The sequence below is a fragment of the Streptomyces sp. Inha503 genome, from assembly GCF_047215865.1.
Lineage (GTDB): Bacteria > Actinomycetota > Actinomycetes > Streptomycetales > Streptomycetaceae > Streptomyces > Streptomyces lycopersici.
This window is the reverse complement of the sequence record NZ_CP178360.1, coordinates 750,776-769,989: the sequence shown is the minus strand read 5'-3', so window position 1 is coordinate 769,989 and position 19,214 is coordinate 750,776. Positions and strand designations below refer to the sequence as shown.

Genomic DNA, 19,214 nt, shown 5'->3' with positions numbered 1-19,214 from the left:
ACGCGGCTCGGGGCGACCGGACGGGCCCGCCCCGCCCGGTCGCCGGTATGCCTAGGGGTGAGCACCGCGCAGCCAGCGCAGTGAGGCGAGACCCAATGCGGTCATCATGGCCACGATGTTGGGATCGGCGCCGGGCCCCGCCGAGGCCGCGGTCCGCAGGAGGAAACCGGCGTGCAGGGCGAGCACCTCGTTGATCCGGGCGGGGTCGAGATCGCGGGTCAGCGGGTGGTTCTCGGCGATCGGCCGCGGGTCCACGCCGCTGAGGGAGGCGCTTGACACCAGGGTGACCACGTCACAGTGGCGGGGGCCGATCCAGGCGTGCGGCCAGTCGACGACGAAGACACGGTCCGCGGTCAGCATGATGTTGAACGGGTACAGGTCTCCGTGCAGGAGAGTGGCGCCATCCAGCGAAGCGTTCTCTTCCAGAGCGATGAGCCGGTCGAAATGGCGGGCCGCCCACGGTGACAACTCCTCGACCCTGCCCCTGACAGCGGCGTCGTCCGCCATCGCCGACCACCCTCCGAGACGCGGCTCGCCCAAGACGGCCTCGTCCACCGGCGATGGCGTCAGGACCTCCGCCATATCGGTGACCGCCGCGAGCACTCTGTCGAGTTCCTTCCGCTGCCACGGCTGGGCGGGCAGATGTCCCTCGATCTCCTCGAAGGCCAGAACGACCCAGGTGCCGTCGTCGTACGCGTCGAGCAGCCGCGGCGCCGGCGCCTCCCCGGGAAGCCGCTCGGACACGGCGATCTCCCGGCGGTGGAAGTCCGCCACCGCCGGTGCCACCAGTGCGCTGGCCGCCTTGACGAAGGCACGCTTGCCGTTCTCCAGACGCACTCGTGCGGCGAGACCTTCGGAGAACCCGCCGCGCTGGCTGACCGCGTGGGCCAATGGTCGGCTCCGAGGTCGCGCTTCACCGTTCTCCGCTCTCCGCCACCGCGTAACCGGGCACGGACGGCCATCGGACGGTCAGCACCACCGACTCTTCCTCCGCGAACCACGAATGGTCGACTCCGTGTCCCCACACGACGTAATCACCCTGCTCTTCCAGAAGGACGTCGCGGCCGGGGAGCTCCACGCGGAAACGGCCGCTGATGAGAACCAGGAGAGCGGTGCGTTCCTCGCCCCTCACCCACTCCGCCCGTTCGTCGCCACGGGGGTGGACGCCCCATTTGATCTCCACGGCCTCGCTGTGGCGCGGATCGCCGGCGTCCTTGAAGTGTCCGAGGAGCCACCCCCGGTCCAGTGCCGCGTCCTTGCCCGCCTTGCCCACGTACACGCTGTCGCTCACGGTGCCGGACGCTAGCAGCTCCTCGTGTGCGTCCTCGTGTGGTACCCCGGTCCCCGTGGCGGTGGCGTCCTCATCGTACGTCGGCCGGGGGTCGGGGCCGGAGGACGGTGCCCAGAACGTGTGCCGTGGGGAAGTAGCCCGCCTCGCGGGAGTCGAAGCTGTTGTGGGTGTTGTCGCCCAGGAGGACCAGTGCCCCGGGTGGGACGGGGCCACCGGCGGCGTACGGCTCCGGGAGAGCTCCCGGGGGCGGCCGGTCGCCCGCCACCGCCGCCACACGCTTGATCATCCACTCTCGTGCCGTACCGACGGCCGCTACCGCCTGGCTCGGGGTGGGCGACGACCGCCCGCCGTCCTCCTGTCGCACGACGACCACGTGCCCGACCGCGCACCGTCCGCCGCGCCGCACCAGCACTCGCTCCCCGTCGCGGTACGTGGGTTCCATGCTCCCGCCGCGTACGGTCACGACCACGAGTGTCCGCCGCAGCACCGTTCCCGTGATGAGAGCCGCGCCCAGGGCCATCCCCAGTCCCAGTACCGGCAGACCCATCACACGGCCTCTTCCGGCGCCACCGAAGACTCCTCGGCAGAGAGCTGATAGCCACCGGCCTGGAGGGTGAAGAGCCGCGCGTACTCGCCGCCCACCGCCATCAGCAGGGTGTGGTCCCCCCGCTCGGCGACCCGCCCGTCCTTGAGTACGACGATGATGTCCGCGTCCCGCAGCGCACTGAGCCGGTGCGAGATCAGCAGGCTGGTACGGGTGCTCCGTTCGCTTCGCAGGGACGCGTGGATCTCGTGTTCCGCCTCCGCGTCGAGCCCGGCCGACGGCTCGTCGAGGATCATCAGTTCGCGGCGCGTACACGCATCGCGCAGGAACGCCCTCGCCAGCGCCAGCCGCTGCCACTGGCCGCCGGAGAGGACCACGCCCGTCTCCGGGTTGTCCTTGTCCTCCTCCGTGAAGAACATCCGGGTCAGCAAGGTGTCATAGCCACGGGGGAGTGCGGCCAACTGACGGTCGATTCCCGCCCGTTGGGCGGCCTGACGCATCCGCTCACGCGATCGGCCCCGATCCGCCAGCACGGTGAGGTCGCCGAGCGCGATGTTCTCCGCCGCCGTCATGTCGTACTGCATATAGTCCTGGAACACCGCGCCCACGCGCTCCCGCAACCGCGCCGGATCGACCTCACGGATGTCCACGCCGTCCCACAGGATCGCGCCGTGCGTCGGGTCGTAGAACCGGCAGAGCAGCTTCACCAGAGTGGACTTGCCCGCCCCGTTGAGCCCGACGAGGGCCAGCGCACGGCCCTGCGGAATGTGCAGGTCGACGCCGCGCAGTACCCACGGGAGATCGGGAGAGTAGCGGAACCAGACGTCCCGGAGCTCGATTCCATGGCGCAGTGCCGGCAACGGGCGGGGCCGGTCCGCGACCGGGAGGTCCGAGGTGGCCCGCGTCACCGCCGTGTAGTGATCGAACATCAGCAGTGTCTGCTGGCCCTGCGCGGCGTCGCCCGCCAACGAGGTCAGCGCCCCCTGCACACCGGCGATCGCGGCCACGAACATGGTCACATCGCCCACCGACAGCGCCCCGCCACGCGCCGCGAGGACCGCCCAGAGCAGTCCACCGCCGGAGACCAGCGCCGCCAGTCCGCCCAGCCCCGTCTGTACGGCGATTTCCCGCCGGTCCATGGCCCGCTTCGCGGCGTTGGCCGTACGCCGTTCCGTCAGCATCCGCTCGCGCAGAAACGGGCCGATTCCGAAGAGCCGGACCTCCTTGGCCGCCTCCACACTCGACAGCAGATCCGCGTAGAAGAACTCCCGCCGCTCGACTGGTCCGACCTCCCACAGCATCCGCGCCCGCCGCCGGGCCAGCGCCACTTCCGACCACAGCACCGGCACCCCCGCCACCAGCAGGATCCCCGCCATCACGGGGCTGACGAGGAAAAGCGAACCGAGGAAGCCACCGATGGTCGCCCCGGCGCGCACGACGCCCAGGATGCTCTCCGCGACATGGGTGGCCGTCTCGTGGCCCGCCTGCTGGGCCAGCCGCAGGCGGTCCAGGAAGTGCGGGTTCTCGAACTTCCCCAGCCCGACGAACCCGTCGACGGCGGCGAACAGCCGGTCCTGCATCTCCAGCCCCACCCGGCGGTCCAGCTCCGCTCGCGCGTAGCGCATGGCCTGCGAGGCCACCACCGCCGTCACACCGATGCAGGCCATCGCCGTACCTGGCCACAGCAGCGTGCTCGGGGCACCGCTCGCCAGATCGTCCAGGACCAGCTTCATCAGCCACGCCGTCACCACCGGCAACGCGCTCACCAGCAGCGACAGCCCTATATGGAGCAGCAGGGTGCCGGGGGCGGCGCGGGCGGTGACGGCGCAGACGGCGGCGAGCCGCCGCAGCGCGATCACGGCGCGTCCCGAGCCCCCCGAGGCGCGCCCCGAGTGTCCGGAAGGGGCGTCGGAAGGGGCGCGGTCGGTGTCCCCCGCCGACTCCTCGTGGCCGCCTCGCCCGCGCATGGCCCTCACACCGGAAGCGTCGGCCGGGACAGGTCCACCGCGTCGTCGGTGACCACGACATCGCCCTCGGCGTCCGGCGCGACCATGAGCACCGTGGGGAACGCCATGATCTCGAACGCCGCGCCCATGGGCTCCTCGTTGCGGGTCTGGGTCACGACCTTCGCCACCGATCGCAGTTCGGCGACCATGGGCGCGGCCAGGTCCTCATCGCCCACCACGGCGGCCAGCACCCGATCGCGTCCGCCGGGCATCGTGCGGGCGTACTCCATGAACTTCGGCAGCTGCTCCTTGCACGGTCCGCAGGTCGGCGTGAAGAAGCCCACCAAGGTGGTCCCGGTCATCATGGCGCGGCCCAACGGCTCGCCGTCCACGGTGTGGGTGGCGAACTCACCCACCGGCTCGCCGAGTTCGATCGCCGAGCGCGGCCGGTCGACGGGCCTCGCCGCCAGCAGCTCGCCGTGCTCCCGCAGGCGCTTGATCACGCCCAGGGTGAGGATCAGGTCCAGCGAACACAGTGCCCCCACGAGCACCACGGCGCTGATCAGGACTGGCATCGTTCCTCCCGGATGTACCGGATATCCCGGATGTTGCGGATGGCCTTCGGATGGTGTGTGCGCGCGTCGAATCGGGGATCTGCCGGGCCCTGGACGGACTGAAGAGCTCGGCCAGGTCGTCGAGTACGGTCACCAGGACACCCGCGACGAGTCCGGCCACCGCCGCCACGAGCGCTCCCGTCGCCGTCGCCGGTGCCGGGTCCGCCAGTGTCATCAGTCCGGCCGCCGCCGCGACGGCGGTCAGTACCACATTGCGCAGCAGGTGGCGGCGGCCGAGCGGGGCCGCCGAGGCCCCGAAGCAGCGGCAGGCGGCGCCCGTTCCCCGCCGTATCGTGCGGGCTATCGCCGCCGCGAAAACGCTGAGCAGCCCCGCCGCGAGGGCCAGTCCGGCCACGGTGACGCCGTCGTACTCCACGATGAGCAGGGCACAGACCGCGCCCTCCGCGGCGACCACGGCCCCCGCCGCGGGTCCGACCAGCCGCGGTGGCACCACTCCCATGGCGGGCAGCGACTCCACGAAGGCCGTGAACCTGCCCCGCCCCGCCGACTTGCTCAGGAAGGCGATCAGGAAGACCACGCCGATCATGGCCCGGACCGCGATCACCAGATACTGCACGGCAACCCTTTCGATCGAGGTAGGGGTGCGGGCTGAGCGTGAAGGCGGCCCCCGAATGCCCCCGTTGGCCACTCGGGGGCCGCCCGTCCGCCGTGGTTCAGCGGTGCGCCGCGTACGCCGTCGCCCAGGAGCGGACGGCGGTCGGCGCGGCCCCGCGTGGTGTCAGCAGCCCACGCAACCGGCGCAGTCGAAGCCTCCGGCCGAGTTCTTGCAGCACCGGGCGTTGCAGCCGCACGGACCGCCGTACTGCCGGTTGCACTGCCAGCACTGCGGCCAGCACTGCTTCACCTGCACGGCAGAGGCCTCCACCTGGGGAACGAACAGGCCGAGCAGCCTGCTGCCCATCGTGGTGAGCGTCCTGTACATGTCCACCCTCCTTCCGTCGGGTCCGGCCCGGCTCCGTGGACTGGGCGCGGGCCGATGTTGGGTCGAGCCGACAGACGGCGCCTGCCGACTCCGCCACCATCGCGATCCGGCAGAAGGGATGTCTTGTACGAATGCGACGCCGGGAGCGCGCGGCCCTCACTCGGCGAGCAGAACGCTGGTGACCTGATCGGGCAGGAAGTCCAGCGGGTCGCCGGGCTTGGAGGACGCCCGGCGGGTTCCGAACCGGCCCGGCGTGCAGCCGACCCGGTCCTTGAAGGCCCGGGCGAAATGGGCCTGGTCGTAGTAGCCCGCGAGGGCCGCGGCCTCCGCCCAGGGCAGACCGCCGTCCTGAAGACGCAGCGCCTCCTGCAACCGCAGCACCTGGGCGAACTGCTTGGGTGGCAGGCCCACTTGCTCGCGGAAGCGCCGCTCCAGCCGTCGGCGGCTCCATCCGGTCTCGGCGGCCAGTTCCCCCACGCGTATCCGGCCGTGGGTGCGTCCCAGCCGCCGCCACGTCCAGACCACCTCGGGCGCGCACACCGGCCCGGCCTGGGCCCGGGCCGAGAACACCCCGTCGAGCAGGGCGAAGCGCGAGGCCCAGTCGCGGCACTCGGACAGGCGGCAGAGGAGACGGCCCGCCTCCCGGCCGAGGAGATCGGCCGGGTCCAGATTGCGCTCCGCCAGCTCGGCCATCGGCATGCCGAAGAAGCGGAAGGCCGCGATCGGCGTCAGCATGACCGTCACGCCGGACAACTGGCCGGTGTGCTCGCCCAGCGTGGCGGTGGCCCGTAAGCCGTTGATCATTGAGGTTCCGGTGACGGACTGGCGCGGATCCACCGCGTCGGCGATCCGTACCGGCTCGCCGAACCCGAGCATCACCTTCACCACACCGTCCGGCACCAGCAGCCGACATCGAGGCTGCCGCGCGCCGAACCGGAAGCCCCGGTATCCCAGCACATGCTCGCGCGCGGCGGCGCCGGGTTTCCTGGTGATCAGCTCTCGCGAATCCGACGCACGCGATAAGCCCCTCGGCGAGTACTTCTCGTGCATTGTGCTTCCCCCTCGTGTCCGTGGATCGGTCACATAAGGCCCATCGTGTCCGGCACGGTGAGACGGGGGCCACAGGGATCAGGCCAAAGCGGACGGCGGGGGCGAACCGGCGAGCTCACGGGCCGCCGCGAGGTGCCGGGCGAAGAACCGGACCGCGCTGTCGGCCTCGAACCTGGGCACTTCCTTGTGCCTGCCCGCGTTGACGTGCAACGTCTTCTCCTTCGAGGCGAAGGCGTCGAACAACGCCAGACCCGACTGGCGCGGGATGTGCTCGTCGTCCCACTGGAGCACGAACTCGATCGGGATGGTGATCCGCCGCGCGGTCTCGGCCAAGTCGTGCCAGAGGATGCCGAAGACCGCGGCGGTGATCCTGGCTTCTTCTGGAGGGGCGTCCAGCGTGGCCCCGCCACTCCGGTACGGCACGCTCGGCCAGGTGGGCGTTGCAGCGGACGACGATCGGGCCGACCGGCTCGCCCGCCGCCGTTGCCTTTCGGGAGTGCCTGTTGTCGAGGCGCTCCCGGTGACACCTACGTCAATCGCCCGACCGTGCCGAAGCGGGGGAGCACCCACACGGATACAGTCCCGGCGGGCAGTACGACGTCGTCGATCGTCGTCGGCCTCGGGACCTACCCCGCCCAGGCGAAGGTGGCGGTTCCACGCACCCCCTCGAAGACGACCGTATCGCCCACGCGGTGGGCGCCCCGGCCCGCGTCTCCCGACGGGCGGCCGTCGTGCCAGGCGATCCGGCCGTCCACGGCGATGGTGCGGTCCTGGTCGAGGAGGGGAACAGCGACCCGGCCGGCCGTGCCTTCCGGTGCCCGGACGGTGAGGACGAACGAGTCATCGTCCGCCCCGCGCCGCCACCGCACGGACAACGTGCCCGCCGGTACCGGGACGTCGCCCTGTGCCCAGCCCAGGTCGACCGGATCGGGCTCCACCGCCCATGTGCGGTAGCCGTCGGCGAGCGGCCGGACACCGAGTACATGCATCGACAGCGCGGGCACCGCGGTACTCCAGGCGTGGGCCATGCCGACGTGTCCGCCCCAGGCCAGCGATGTTCCGGGCCGGGGCACGGCAGGCTTCCCGTCGGCGCCGGCCTCCTCCCACGGTGTCCCGGGACCCTGGCGGATCATGTGGTCCCATGCGGTGCGGATCAGCCCGAGCGCTCCGGCGCCGTCCCCGTGGCGGAACCGGCCCAGGCTCTCCTGGGCCATCACATACGGGGAGATGTACCGCGTCATGTAGGGGTTGTCGGTGTGCCGGGTGGTGAGCGTGCCGTACGGACCGCTGAGGCGCGTGTCCAGGTATGCGATGGCGCGCCGGGCCCGCGGTCGGTCGAGCACCCCGAAGGCGAGGGCGGCGGCGTTGGCATCGGCGGTGTGGTCGCGGCGCGGGTCGTCGGTGTTGAGCGTCATGGCCCCGGCCGCCGGATCCCACAGCCTGGTGAGGAGCGCGGCCCGGACCCGGTGCGCCCGGCGGTCGAGCGCCGCCGCGGCGCCCCGGTCGCCCGCCACGGACCGCTCGAGCCGGGCCAGCGAGCGCAGCGCCGCGTAGTAGGCGGCGTTGGTGGTGGCGTCGACGCCGGCGGCCCGGTCCGGGGTGTGCCAGTTCTGGGCGGGCAGCCCGTCGTAATCGGCGGTCCGGAACAGCCCGCCGTCGGCGTCCGGGGCGTGTTCGCCGAAGAACCGCAGGGCGCGGCGTGCCACGGGCAGGAGCGGCCGCACAAAGGCCCTGTCCCCGGTGAAGCGCAGGTAGTCCGCCACGCTGACGACCCACAGCAGGGTGAAGCTGTCGAGCCTGACCTGCCCGGCCGCGCCCGGCGGTTCGAACCCGGCCGGTGACCCGTCCGGCGGGCCGGGGTCGCCGGGCTCGCACGGCACATCGATCAGGCTGGTGGCCGGAAGCGTGCCGTCGGGCCGCTGCTGGCAGGCGAACAGGTTGATGGTGTCGCGCAGTACGCGGCGGTACGCGCCACCCTGCTGGTACGCGGCCAGGGCCACGAGCTGGACGTCGCCCGCGTACACGGTGCGGTCCCGCTTGGGGCCGTCCATGACGACCCACGGCCGCCCCACGGCGGTACGGCGGCCGCGGGCCGTCGACAGATCCAGGCCGTAGACGCTCGCGTACCAGGCACGGTTGAGCACCGGATCGCTGGAGAGGAAGTGCCCGTCGTACGCGCCGGGGAAGGCCGTCTGTCGCACCCGTACGAAGTCCAGGGCGAGCGAACCGGGCCCGTCCAGCGTGATCGCGACGTACCGCTGGGAGCCGCGCAGCCCCGGGCTGCGCAGCACGGTGGATCCGCGCGGCGGGGCGTAGACGTCCGCCCGTCCGTCGGGATCGTCGTCGGTGCCCAGGGACCGGCCCCCGTAGAAGAAGCCGTCGGGGTCGGGATCGGCGTCCCCGGCCGGGCCGAGGTACTGGCGCGCCTCCGCGTACGACGCTCTGATCGGCGCGCCCGACGCCCGCCGGATCCCCAACTCGACGTACCCTCCGGCCAGTACGCCGAGGTCGATCACCAGCCGCGCGCCCCGCGCGGCGGTCGTGGTGAGGATCGCCGCCGCGCCGCCCTCGCGTAACGCCCCGTCGGCGCCGGTGACGGTGCCACCGTCTCCCTCGGCGGTCACCGATGTGGGCCGCACGAACGTGCCGGGGACGTGCAGCACCTGCTGTCGCCAGGCCGGATCCATGCCGACCGGCTCCCGGGACAGGGCCACTGCCCGGTCCGGAGGCCCGGCGGCGAGAGTCCCGGAGAGGGTGGCGGCGAGACAGGCGAGGACCATGGTTGAACGAGTCATTCGGTTCAATTTCATTGTTTATGCTGTACGCATACGCTGAGTGGTGGTCAACGTCTGGCGGGGTGATGGCGGATGAAATCCGGCCACAGCGAGGAAGCGAGCGCCGTGTGCGGCCTGGAACTGCTCTGGGGCCTGGGCGAGCGCCCGAACCGAGGCCGGCGCCCCGCCTTCACCCTTGAGCAGATCGTGCGCACCGGCGTCGGGATCGCCGACGCACAAGGACTCGCCGCCGTGTCCATGCGCCGGATCGCCGAACGGCTCGGCTGCACCACGATGTCGCTCTACCGGTACGTGCCCGGCAAGGCCGAGTTGCTCGACCTCATGACGGACGCCGTGATGGGCGAAGTCCCGCCGGCCGATGCCGCGCCGGGCGGCTGGCGGACCCGGCTGGAGCTGTCCGCCCGCGCCGACTGGGGCCTCTACCACCGTCACCCCTGGATCCTGCGCCTTCCGGCCGGGCGTCCCGCCCTGGGGCCCCACGGCTTCGCCTGGTACGAATCCGTCCTGCGGGTGCTCACCGCGACCGGTCTGCCCCCGGCGGCGCTGGTCAATGTGTTCGACATGGTGGACTCCTATGTGCGTGGCGCCGCCAGGGACGCCCTCGACGCGGCCGCCGTCGAGCGGCATTCCGGCCTGACCGACGAGCAGTGGTGGGCCGCCCGCGCCCACTTCTGGGACGCCGTCTTCGTCCCGGCGCGCTATCCGATGGTGGCGAGCCTTCGCGCGGCAGGTGCCCTGCATCACCCCCGCGACCGTGGCTTCGAGTTCGGCCTCCGGCTCGTGCTGGACAGCATCGAGACGTTCGTCCGGAACCAGTCCAATGGCCGCCACGAAACACCAAAGCGTTACGAAACTCCCTGTCCGCAGTGCGGCAACCCCGTCTCCCGCCCCGCTTCCACCGGCCGCCCGCGTACCTACTGCTCCGACGCCTGCCGCCAACGCGCCTACCGCGCCCGCCGGACCCGCCCGGCGTAGGAGGCCCAGTACCGAAAGTCCAGCCAGGAGTAGCAGGGCAAGACCAGATCATCTCGATCACGAAGGCTCCGCGTTCCCTTTTCCACGCCCGCGGCTACGCTCGTCCCCGTGATGCAGTCGTGGAAAGACCACGTCATCCGTCATCCACTGTGCGGCGCGGTGGAGTTGACGTTCGCATGGCACACCGTGCTGCTGCTCTTCGCCGAGGTCATCCTGCCCCCACTGGCGCCCTCCTGGTACCCGGACCTCGGCGCCACCCTGGTCAACGCCATCTGTGCCGCGGGGGTGTGGCTCGTGCTGTGGCGGTGGGGGTGGCTGCGCGTCTCCGGGGTGGCCGCGCCGGGCCGTCCGCGCCGCTGGTGGCTGGCCGCGCCGATGCTGCTGATCGCCTGCTCGTACACCGTGGCCGGCCTCGACGGCAGCGCGACCGTGGTGGTCAGCGGCCTGGTGTCGCTGCTGTGGGTCGGCGTCAACGAGGAGATGTACAGCCGGGGACTCGTCCAGCAGACCCTCGGCCCACTCGGTCCGATGCGCGCGGCCGTCGGCGTCGCCGTCCTCTTCGGGGCGGGCCACGTCCAGAACTTCCTGTTCTTCGGCGACCCGCTCGACGACACGCTGTGGCAGATGCTGTCCGCCGGATTCTTCGGCTTCACATGCGCCGCCCTGCGCTATGCGATCGGCTCGATCTGGCCGATGGTGATCGTCCACGGCCTCGACGACTTCTTCCAGATCCGCTCTCCCGGCTCGGCCCCGGACTGGTGGCAGGGAAGCGTGTACGCCTTCCACCTGGTGTACGGCCTGTGGCTGCTGCGCCGGTACGGTGCCGACGAGTCGTACGAGCGCGCATGAGCCAGCGTATGAGCGGCCGCGCACTCAGGGACTCCGCCGGTGGCGGGCGTACTCGCCGGCCAGGGCCCGGAAGGATTCCTTGGGCTCCCAGTGCCAGGGGGAATCCGGCTCCGCCGGACGGTCCCGGATCACCTTCACCAGGCTGTAGGCGGCCATGTCCAGGTCGAGTCGCGGCTCGCGGCGGTGTGGGGCGTCGGGCGTCACGAAGGTGTAGGCCATGGCCGCGTACAGGTTCATCGACTCGAACACATCGAGCACATCGGTCAGATACGCCGCCTGTGTGTGCTCGCTGCGCACCAGCCCCTTCTTGACCCGCGGCGGCGTCTTGGCGTAGTCGACGACGTCCCAGCCCATACCGCCCAGGCGGGGCGCGCCCTCGAAGGTGCAGCAGCCGAACTCGGTGATCGCGAGCGGCTTGCCGTGACGCTGGTATGTACGCAGCTCCTTGACGTGCCCGGCACGGTTCGGAAACCAGCCGTAGTAGTCGATGCACACCAGGTCGAACAGGCCCCAGTCCACGTCCTCGTCCTGCGCGGCCCCGTACGACAGCGGCCCGCGGAAGACCGAGCGGCCGACGGCGGCGGCCCGTGCGGTGAAGCGGCGCAGCCGCCGGGCGGTCCGCACCGGGTCGTAGTCGCCCTTGACCAGGTTCTCGATCCGCTCGGTCGCGGTGGCGCCGGGCACGATCCCGGGGACGAACAGCAGGAACTCACAACCCACGTTCAGATGCGCCCGAACGCCCTGCCGGCGCAGTCGTTCGGCGAACCGTCCGGTCTCCGCGAGGTGGTCGAGGATGTCCGAAGCGGGCACATCGCCGAGGGTCGGCTCCAGCCAGACGCGCAGACCGTTCTCGGCCGCCTCGGCCGCGGTGCGGGTGAGGCGTTCGACGCCATCACCGGTGATCTTCACCGTGTCGGCGTGCAGTTGGTGGCGGATCGCCCGCAGATCGGTGCGGGTACGAGCCGCGCTCCACGCCGTCGCAGGCGTCTCGCCCTCGCCTACTTCGTAGACGACCCCGCGATAACGCACCCCGCCCGGCCGGGCGTCCCCCGCCCGCTTCCGATCGGCCGGGGCACGTGCGCTGTCGTGCCACTCCGTCGCGGCGGCGTACCCGGCGGGCAGTGCCGCGCCGACTGCGACGGCCCCCGCGAGCCGCAGCAACCGCGCCCTGCTGACCTGGACTGCACCCATCTCTTTCGCTCCCGTCTTCCGGATGGCAGCAGCCTGCGGGAGCCACCTGGGTCGGCACCATTCGCCGACGGTCCAGGAGAAGGCGGCGGGAGTCAGACCGATGGCCAGGGGACGTCTGGCCGGTTGGCCGATGTGCCGCCCTCCCCGGCCCGCATACCCTCACGTCATGACCAACGGCCTCGACCCCGCCCTCCCGGCCGGGCGCACCTGGCCCGACCGGGCGGTGGACGCGGGACTCTTCTGCGTGGCCGTCTTCCTCGGCATGATCGTGCTCGGTGTGGTGAAGGAGCAGGGCGAACTGCCGGGGTGGGCGGCGGAACTGGACCCGCTGCTGGGGCTCGTGGCCTGCTGCGCGCTGTGGTGGCGGCGCGGTTCCCCGCTCGCCGTGGCGCTGATCGGGCTGCCCGCGGTGGCGCTGGCCACCAGCGCTCTGCCTGCCGGTGCGGTGATCGTCACCAACCTCGCGCTCCGTCTGCGCTGGCGGCAGGCGCTGCTGATGCTCGGGGCGTACGCGGTGTGCATGGTGCCCTCCGGTCTGCTGATGTCGGGAGCGGCTGACGACCTGTGGCTCGACGTCGCGTTCTCGCTGGCCTACCTCCTGGCCGCCTTCGCCTCGGGCAGAGCCCTGCGTTCCCGACGGCTGCTCTTCGAGCGGCTGCGCGTGGACGCCGAGCGGGCCCGGGCCGAACACGAGCGCAGGCTCGCCGACGCCCGCCGAGGCGAACGCCAGGCCATCGCCCGCGAGATGCACGACATGCTGGCGCACCGCATCTCCCTGCTCTCCGTGCACGCGGGCGCGCTGGCCTACCGCACCCGGCAGGCGGAGGCGGGCGCCGGGCCCGCGCTGAGCGGTGCCGAGGTCGCCGAGAGCGCCGAGGTGATCCGGGGCAACGCACACCAGGCGGTGGAGGAGTTGCAGGAGGTGCTGCACCTGCTGCGGGCGGAGGGCGGCGGTGAGCCCGTGTCGCTGCTGCCACGGATCGCGGACATCGACGGGCTGGTCGCGGACGCCCGGGCCACGGGCCAGCCGGTGGACTTCCGCACCGAGCTGACCGCCGACGCCATCCGCACCGTGCGAGGGCAAATTCACCGGACCGTCTACCGTGTGGCCCAGGAGGGCCTGACCAACGCCCGTAAGCACGCACCCGGCACACCCGTCAGCGTGCGGCTGGCCGGAGGCCCCGGCGGCGGCCTCACGGTGGAGGTCCGCAACGGGCTGCCCGCCGCGCCACGCGCGGACGGGGCGGTCCCGGGCACCGGTGCCGGTCTGACCGGGCTCGCCGAACGGGTCCGGCTCGACGGCGGCACCCTCGACCACGCCGCCGCCGACGGCACCTTCACGCTGCGCGCCCGGCTACCGTGGCCCGCGAGGTGACGCGATGATCCGAGTGCTGCTGGCCGACGACGACCCCCTGGTGCGGACCGGGCTGAAGATGATGCTGCGCGGGGCGGACGGTATCGAGGTCGTGGGGGAGGCGGCGGACGGCGCCGAGGTGGCCGCCGCCGTCCATGAACACGCGCTCGACGTAGTCCTGATGGACATCCGGATGCCGGTCATGGACGGCCTCGCGGCCACCCGCGAGCTCACCCGGCGCGGTGCCCAGGCCCCGCAGGTGATCGTGCTGACCACCTTCGACGAGCACGGGCTGGTGCTGGAGGCGATGCGCGCCGGTGCCGCCGGGTACCTCGTCAAACACGCCGTACCCGAGGAGATCGTCGAGGCGGTACGGCGGGCCGCCCGCGACGAGCCCGCGCTGTCACCGTCCGCCGCGCGGGCCCTCATCCGGCACGCGGCGGGCGCACCGGACGACCGCGCCGAACGCGCCCGGCAGCGGCTGGCGTCGCTCACCGAACGCGAGCGCGAGGTGGCCGAGGCGGTCGCCGAGGGCCTGTCCAACACGGACATCGGCGCCCGCCTGCACCTTTCCCTCGGCACGGTCAAGGCCCACCTCTCCAGCGCCCTGGCCAAACTGGACCTGGACAACCGCGTCCAGCTCGCCCTCCTCACCCACGACGCCCATCCGCAACCCTGACCGGAGGGCGTACGGATCCGGAACGAGGGGGATTCCTACGGTTCGCGCCGTGGGCCTTCCTGCTTCGTCACCGACTGTCCCGTCCGGGAGGACTCCCGTTGAGGTCTTACACCGGCTCCACAGGCCGACACCGGGTTTGCCGCGGCCGCTCGCCGGTGAACCACGGCGGGAAACGCCAGTGGTGCTCAAGCCCCGCCGTCTGAACGGGAGTTGTGCTCGGCCGCGGCCCCATCGAGATCAAATCACTGCTTTAATTGGGTAGCTGATCTTGAGCCCCGGCCCCTCGGAAAGGCAGCCCTGATGTCCCCGGTCCTCTACTCGTCCCGCTCCCGTTCCGAGGCCCCGTTCGAGGCTGCCGACGCCGGTGTTCTCCGCGTCATGTCCAACTCCCGCACTCCGGTGTTCTGCACCGTGCACTCGAGTGGACGGCGCCGGTACGGCTACTGGCAGCCGTACGACTCCGTCACCAACAGGGGCGGCTGCTATGTCGCGCTGCCCACCCGCGTATGCGACCGGCTGTACTCCCAGGGGCGGATCACTCTCGGCGAGCCCCTGGTGGATCCGGCCAAGACCACATACCGCGTATGGCCCGCTCATGGCCCGGTCGCGCCCGTACGCATCCCGGCGGCGCGTCTGCCCGCGATGGCGGTGGCACAGACACTTGCCGCGTGACGCGTTCTCCGGTCTTCGGGTAGTCAGCGGGCGCTCGGGATCAGGGGCGGGGATCGGTCTTCGTCCGGCGCGTTTCCGGGCCGTGGAGGTCGGGGGAGTAGTGGCGCCGGTGCGCCACCACCCAGCGTCCGAACATCACGATGTCATCGGTGTGCTCGGCCGTGACCACATTCAGGTTCCCTCGGTGCACCGCCGCCGCCCACCCCACCGCTGCACGGTGCGCCGTCAGACGCCCACACCGCTCGCCCGGTTTCGGTGGCGAGGCTTCGCGCGAGGAAGGCGGTGGTTTCCACGTGCTCGAGAAGGCGACGGGCCCGGGCGCGTTCGGCGCGGCGGGGGGTGAGGGGGTGCATGAGGGGACGGCATGCCCTGCGGAAGGCTTCCAGCGCTTGGTCGAGGTCATGTGCGTCGGGCGTGGGACTCAGGCCATTGACCTGCGGTGTGCAGTGCATGAGGTGGTCGAGAACGACGAGCAGTTCCCTCAGACACTCGTCGGCGACCGTGCGGACACTTGTGGGAACGACGAGTAGCGCGGCGAGGATCCCGCACCCGGCCCCCAGAGCGGTTTCCTGGATACGCAGCGAGAGGAGCTCCGGTGAGAGTGTGTGCAGGAGCGCGAGCACTATGCTGAGGGAACCGGTGATGAAGAAGGTCACCGCCCAGTAGTTGCCGGACGGCGTGTAGAACATGCCGAAGACGCAGGCGAACAGGAACGCCAGGGAGTTGATGGGCTCGGATGGCTGCGAACTGGGAGAGGAAGTAGGCCATGAAGGCGAAGATCCCGAGGTCCAGGCCACGTCGTCCGAAGCGGCGGGCGTAGACCGCGGCGAAGATCAGCAGCAGGAAGGCCGGGCGGGAGACGAGGGGGAACGGGGCCAGCAAACCCGCGGCGGTCAGAGCCGTGAGGGCCACGGGCGCACCGGCGAGCAGAGTGCGGAACTGGTTGCGGGGGTGCGGATCGCTGATGGCCAACGAGGTGACCACGGCCGTGAAGCCGCCGGCCAGGAGCACCACAGGGGGCTGACCCAGCGCGGTCAGTGCGGCCAGGGTAAGAGTCAGACTGAGGGCGGCTCGCAGGCCGGCGGCCAGACGCAGCAGCCCCGGGTCGGCTGCGGCGATCCGGTCCCAAAGCGCCGCTGTCTTCGCAGCCACCATGGATTTCCGTTCCTTCGAGGCGGGGGCCATCGCTGCCCGGCCACGGCGAAGGCGAGGCCGGGCGCGGCGCCGGGGAACGCCGGCCGGCCTGCGCCTCTGGCATAGGCATCCATGCATGAGCGTCCGGAGACAGGCGGGCGTCGGGATTCACGGGCGAAGACGGTTGCTGCCGCCTTCGCCTCGTGGCCAGTCTGGTGCGGAGGGACACCGCGCGGTATGCGTCAGATGACTGCTTCCGGCCGCCGGGGGTGGTCTCAGTCCTGGCGGCCGGCCGTCGCGAAGGTGTCCTCGACGAGGTCGCGCAGCTGGGAGCGGGCCGTGATGCCCAGCTTGGGGAAGCTGCGGTAGAGGTGCGAGCTGACTGTGCGCGGGGAGAGGAAGAGCTTCTCACCAATCTCGCGGTTGGTCAGTCCGCGGGCGGCGAGCCGGATGATCTGCTGCTGTTGCGGGGAGAGCTCGGCGAGGGCGTCGGGGGTGGAGTCCGTGACGTCGATGCCGGCAGCGCGAGATTCGGCCCGGGCGCGCTCGATCCATGGGCGGGCGCCCAGGCGCCGGAAGGTCTCCAGGGCCTCGGTGAGCGGCGCTCGCGCCTCTGAGATGCGTCGACGCCGCCGCAGCCACTCGGCGAGGTCCAGCAGGGTCTGGGCACGTTCGAAGGGCCAGTGCTCCAGCACCGGGTCCGCCAGGGCCGCCCGGAAGTGCGGCTCGGCGTCCTCGGAGTCGGTAAGCAGGCCACGGGCCCGGCTGATCAGCGCGCGCAGGCGCGGTGAGGCGCCCGCCGCGAGCACACGTGCGGAATGCTCGATGATCGCGGCGGCCTCCTCGCGCCGGCCACTGCGCACAGCGGCGACGGCGAGATCTGCGAGGGCCGGATACGAGGCGTGGTAGTGCACGGGTGCGCCATCCGCCGTGAAGACCGTGCGGAGGTGGTCGTACGCCGCCTCGTGCGCGCCTTCCGCGAGGGCCGTGGCGCCGAGCGCACGCCGGGCATAGACGGCTACCGAGCGGCTCTCCAACGGGTCGATCAGGGCGAGTGCGTCCTCGGCCCGGGCGCGGGCCGCCGCCGCGTCCCCCTGGTAGGCCAGCACGGTGGCGTCCACCGCGGTCGCGCATGCCACGGCGTGGTCGAGACCGGCCGTCGCGCCGAGCGCGCTGCTGCGGGCGCATGCCTCCCGGGCGCGCCCCCACCTTCCTAGTTCCACATAGCTCCAGGCGGCCGCGCCGCCCAGCCCCTCCGGCAGAGGCCCGCGCGACCCCCAGCGGTCGAATGCCTCGTCGAAGGCGCGGACGGCCTGCGGGGTCTCGTCCAGCAGCCAGGCCATGACCGCGAACGCGGTGAGCCGGTCGGGGCGGCGCCGCGCCTCGGCAGCGACCCGTGGGAGTAGGGAGTACAGTTCGGCCCGGTCGCCGAAGGGGTCGGACACGGCCCGCACCCAGGTGCGCAACCAAGCGTGGGACGCGTCCTGGGGAAGACGCCGCAGGACGGCCTCGATGCGGTGCCGCTGGACGTCCTCTCCGCAGTAGAAACGGACCACGGCGGCGCCGGCCAGGAGATCCAGCGCGGTGGCGGGCTGCGCGACGGCCAGCTCCTCGGCCGAGTCGGCCAGCCGGGAGAAGACCACGGCGTGGCGCACGGTCAGTGCTGCCAGTCGTCCGACCTGCGCGGTGGCGCCGGCCAGGAGCGACGCGTCGTCGGTACGCGCGCGTACCGCGGTGGCCAGTTCCTCGACCCAGGCGAGGTCTCCGGTGAGCACGGCCGCCGCAGCGGCTTCGACCAGCAGGCGGGCACTGTCCTCGCGACGCGGTGCGAGTTCCGCGGCGCGTTGCAGGGCCTTGGCCGCCGCCGCGTGGCCGCCGCGGCGGCGGGCCCGGTCGGCGGTCTGCTCCAGGTCCGCCGATACGGCCGCGTCCGGGGGCGTGGCCGCGGCGGCGAGGTGCCAGGCTCGCCGGTCCGGTTCGTCCCGCAGCAGCTCGGCCAGCGTCAGGTGGGCTTCGCGCCGGGCATCGAAGGATGCGGCGTGATAGACGGCGGACCGGACCAGCGGGTGGCTGAACCGGAGGTCCCCGCCGGTCTGTCGGATCAGTCCGGCCTGCTCGGCGGCCGGCCATGTGTCGTCCCCGGCGTTCGGCAGCACGGCGATCGCGGAGTCGACGGTGTCCATGGCGGCCAGGAGCAGCAGGGCGCGCGTGGTGGCGGCCGGAAGGCCGTTCAGACGGGCCGCGAAGATCCACTCCAGGTGATCGGTGAGGGGGAGCGGGCCCGTGGACGGCGGCTTCGCGGCCGCATCGTGTGCGGTGACCGCCCTTGCCAGCTCGATCAGCGCCAGCGGGTTGCCGTCGGCCTGGTCCAGGATCCGCGTCCTCATCCGACCGGTCGGGTGCCGCGGCTGGAGGTCCAGCAACCGGCCGGCCGCGGCGTTGTCGAGTGGTCCCAGAGTGAGCGTCGGCACGTGCCGGTCCAGCCCCGGGAGGTGACCGCCGACGCGGGCTGCGATCAGCATCGTGACCGGTTCGCCTGCCAGCCGTCCGGCGGCGAAGGACAGCGCGTCCACGGAGGCACGGTCGAACCACTGCGCGTCGTCCAGGGCCACGAGCACATGCCCTCGCTCGCCCAGGGCTGAGAACAGGCCCAGTACGGCGACACCGATCAGCATCGGGTCGCGTCCCGCCGGGGCCGGCCCCGCTCCGAAGGCACCGTGCAGTGCCGCGCGCTGCCTCTCCGGCAGCCCGTCCACCTCAGCTGCCACCGGCCGCAGCAACTGGTGCAGAGTGGAGAAAGCGAGCTTTGCCTCCGATTCGCTGCCCTCGGCGCGCAGGACGCGGGCGCCACTCGCTTCGGCCCGGCGCACCGCGCGGTCCAGCAGCGCGCTCTTTCCCATACCCACATCACCGAGAAGCACCAGAACCGGGTCGGCCGACGCCGAGTCCACCGCACGAAAGAGGCGTGCCAGCTCCGCGTCCCGGCCGAATAGCGGCCTTTCCCCATCCGACTGCGGTCCCGCGACCGCACGGGGGTCGCCTGTGTGCTCGTCCACGGGGTCTCCAGGAATTGTGGCTCTCCGATCGGAGCCGCCTTGCCTTGACGCACCCAGGCTACAAGCGGTCCCGCCCGGTGCCCTGGGCATGCGGGCAGGTGCAGTCACGTGACGGATACCA

At 71.9% G+C, this 19,214-nt stretch carries 18 protein-coding genes and 1 pseudogene; 5 read left to right on the top strand and 14 right to left on the bottom strand.

Annotated elements, in window-relative coordinates; translation table 11 throughout:
* Window positions 1-51: 51 nt before the first annotated feature.
* The 10 genes and pseudogenes from ACJX2R_RS03495 to ACJX2R_RS03450 form a co-directional block, all read right to left on the bottom strand.
* Complete coding sequence (locus ACJX2R_RS03495; RefSeq protein WP_413098693.1) at window positions 52-891, bottom strand: aminoglycoside phosphotransferase family protein; 840 nt, start codon at window positions 889-891, stop codon at window positions 52-54.
* Between the two features lie 22 nt (window positions 892-913).
* Window positions 914-1,291 carry a signal peptidase I gene (locus ACJX2R_RS03490; RefSeq protein ID WP_262698471.1) on the bottom strand — a complete coding sequence of 126 codons (378 nt, stop codon included), beginning with the start codon at window positions 1,289-1,291 and terminating at the stop codon, window positions 914-916.
* A gap of 70 nt (window positions 1,292-1,361) precedes the next feature.
* Window positions 1,362-1,838, bottom strand: coding sequence for a S26 family signal peptidase (locus ACJX2R_RS03485; RefSeq protein WP_413098692.1), 477 nt, complete (start codon window positions 1,836-1,838; stop codon window positions 1,362-1,364).
* Window positions 1,838-3,802: an ABC transporter ATP-binding protein gene (locus ACJX2R_RS03480; RefSeq protein ID WP_413105763.1), complete on the bottom strand. Its 1,965-nt coding sequence runs from the start codon at window positions 3,800-3,802 to the stop codon at window positions 1,838-1,840. Before ACJX2R_RS03480 ends, ACJX2R_RS03485 begins: the two co-directional genes overlap by 1 nt.
* A 5-nt stretch (window positions 3,803-3,807) precedes the next feature.
* The gene (locus ACJX2R_RS03475; RefSeq protein ID WP_413098691.1) at window positions 3,808-4,284 is read right to left on the bottom strand and encodes a hypothetical protein; all 477 of its coding nucleotides are present in this window, start codon (window positions 4,282-4,284) and stop codon (window positions 3,808-3,810) included.
* Window positions 4,190-4,972: a MauE/DoxX family redox-associated membrane protein gene (locus tag ACJX2R_RS03470; RefSeq protein ID WP_413098690.1), complete on the bottom strand. Its 783-nt coding sequence runs from the start codon at window positions 4,970-4,972 to the stop codon at window positions 4,190-4,192. Before ACJX2R_RS03470 ends, ACJX2R_RS03475 begins: the two co-directional genes overlap by 95 nt.
* Window positions 4,973-5,134: 162 nt before the next feature.
* Window positions 5,135-5,338, bottom strand: coding sequence for a hypothetical protein (locus tag ACJX2R_RS03465; protein ID WP_164426075.1), 204 nt, complete (start codon window positions 5,336-5,338; stop codon window positions 5,135-5,137).
* A gap of 156 nt (window positions 5,339-5,494) precedes the next feature.
* Entirely contained in the window at window positions 5,495-6,388 is an 894-nt protein-coding gene (locus tag ACJX2R_RS03460) for a helix-turn-helix domain-containing protein (RefSeq protein WP_413098689.1), read from the bottom strand.
* Window positions 6,389-6,466: 78 nt separating this feature from the next.
* Window positions 6,467-6,878: pseudogene (locus tag ACJX2R_RS03455) on the bottom strand (alpha/beta hydrolase); the annotation flags it as partial.
* A gap of 136 nt (window positions 6,879-7,014) precedes the next feature.
* Window positions 7,015-9,183, bottom strand: coding sequence for an alpha-L-rhamnosidase C-terminal domain-containing protein (locus ACJX2R_RS03450; RefSeq protein ID WP_413098688.1), 2,169 nt, complete (start codon window positions 9,181-9,183; stop codon window positions 7,015-7,017).
* Between the two features lie 72 nt (window positions 9,184-9,255).
* Between ACJX2R_RS03450 and ACJX2R_RS03445 the strand changes: the two genes are divergently transcribed.
* A complete protein-coding gene (locus ACJX2R_RS03445) occupies window positions 9,256-10,158 on the top strand; it encodes a TetR/AcrR family transcriptional regulator (RefSeq protein ID WP_413098687.1) in 903 nt (300 codons plus the stop codon).
* 111 nt (window positions 10,159-10,269) lie between these two features.
* Window positions 10,270-11,007 (top strand): CPBP family intramembrane glutamic endopeptidase, encoded by a 738-nt coding sequence (locus ACJX2R_RS03440; RefSeq protein WP_413105762.1) that lies wholly within the window; start codon window positions 10,270-10,272, stop codon window positions 11,005-11,007.
* Between the two features lie 24 nt (window positions 11,008-11,031).
* Here the strand turns inward: ACJX2R_RS03440 and ACJX2R_RS03435 are convergent, their stop codons facing one another.
* Window positions 11,032-12,198 (bottom strand): abortive phage infection protein, encoded by a 1,167-nt coding sequence (locus ACJX2R_RS03435; RefSeq protein ID WP_413098686.1) that lies wholly within the window; start codon window positions 12,196-12,198, stop codon window positions 11,032-11,034.
* Between the two features lie 166 nt (window positions 12,199-12,364).
* Between ACJX2R_RS03435 and ACJX2R_RS03430 the strand changes: the two genes are divergently transcribed.
* From ACJX2R_RS03430 to ACJX2R_RS03420, 3 genes are all read left to right on the top strand, one after another.
* Complete coding sequence (locus tag ACJX2R_RS03430; protein ID WP_413098685.1) at window positions 12,365-13,573, top strand: sensor histidine kinase; 1,209 nt, start codon at window positions 12,365-12,367, stop codon at window positions 13,571-13,573.
* A 4-nt stretch (window positions 13,574-13,577) separates the two neighbouring features.
* A complete protein-coding gene (locus ACJX2R_RS03425) occupies window positions 13,578-14,231 on the top strand; it encodes a response regulator transcription factor (protein WP_413098684.1) in 654 nt (217 codons plus the stop codon).
* 300 nt (window positions 14,232-14,531) lie between these two features.
* Window positions 14,532-14,903, top strand: coding sequence for a hypothetical protein (locus tag ACJX2R_RS03420; protein WP_413098683.1), 372 nt, complete (start codon window positions 14,532-14,534; stop codon window positions 14,901-14,903).
* A 40-nt stretch (window positions 14,904-14,943) separates the two neighbouring features.
* On the opposite strand, the gene ACJX2R_RS03415 is transcribed toward ACJX2R_RS03420, so the two are convergent.
* From ACJX2R_RS03415 to ACJX2R_RS03405, 3 genes are all read right to left on the bottom strand, one after another.
* The gene (locus ACJX2R_RS03415) at window positions 14,944-15,072 is read right to left on the bottom strand and encodes a hypothetical protein (protein WP_413098682.1); all 129 of its coding nucleotides are present in this window, start codon (window positions 15,070-15,072) and stop codon (window positions 14,944-14,946) included.
* The gene (locus ACJX2R_RS03410; RefSeq protein ID WP_413098681.1) at window positions 15,047-15,592 is read right to left on the bottom strand and encodes a hypothetical protein; all 546 of its coding nucleotides are present in this window, start codon (window positions 15,590-15,592) and stop codon (window positions 15,047-15,049) included. Before ACJX2R_RS03410 ends, ACJX2R_RS03415 begins: the two co-directional genes overlap by 26 nt.
* A 720-nt stretch (window positions 15,593-16,312) precedes the next feature.
* A complete protein-coding gene (locus ACJX2R_RS03405; protein WP_413098680.1) occupies window positions 16,313-19,093 on the bottom strand; it encodes a helix-turn-helix transcriptional regulator in 2,781 nt (926 codons plus the stop codon).
* Between the last annotated feature and the right edge of the window lie 121 nt (window positions 19,094-19,214).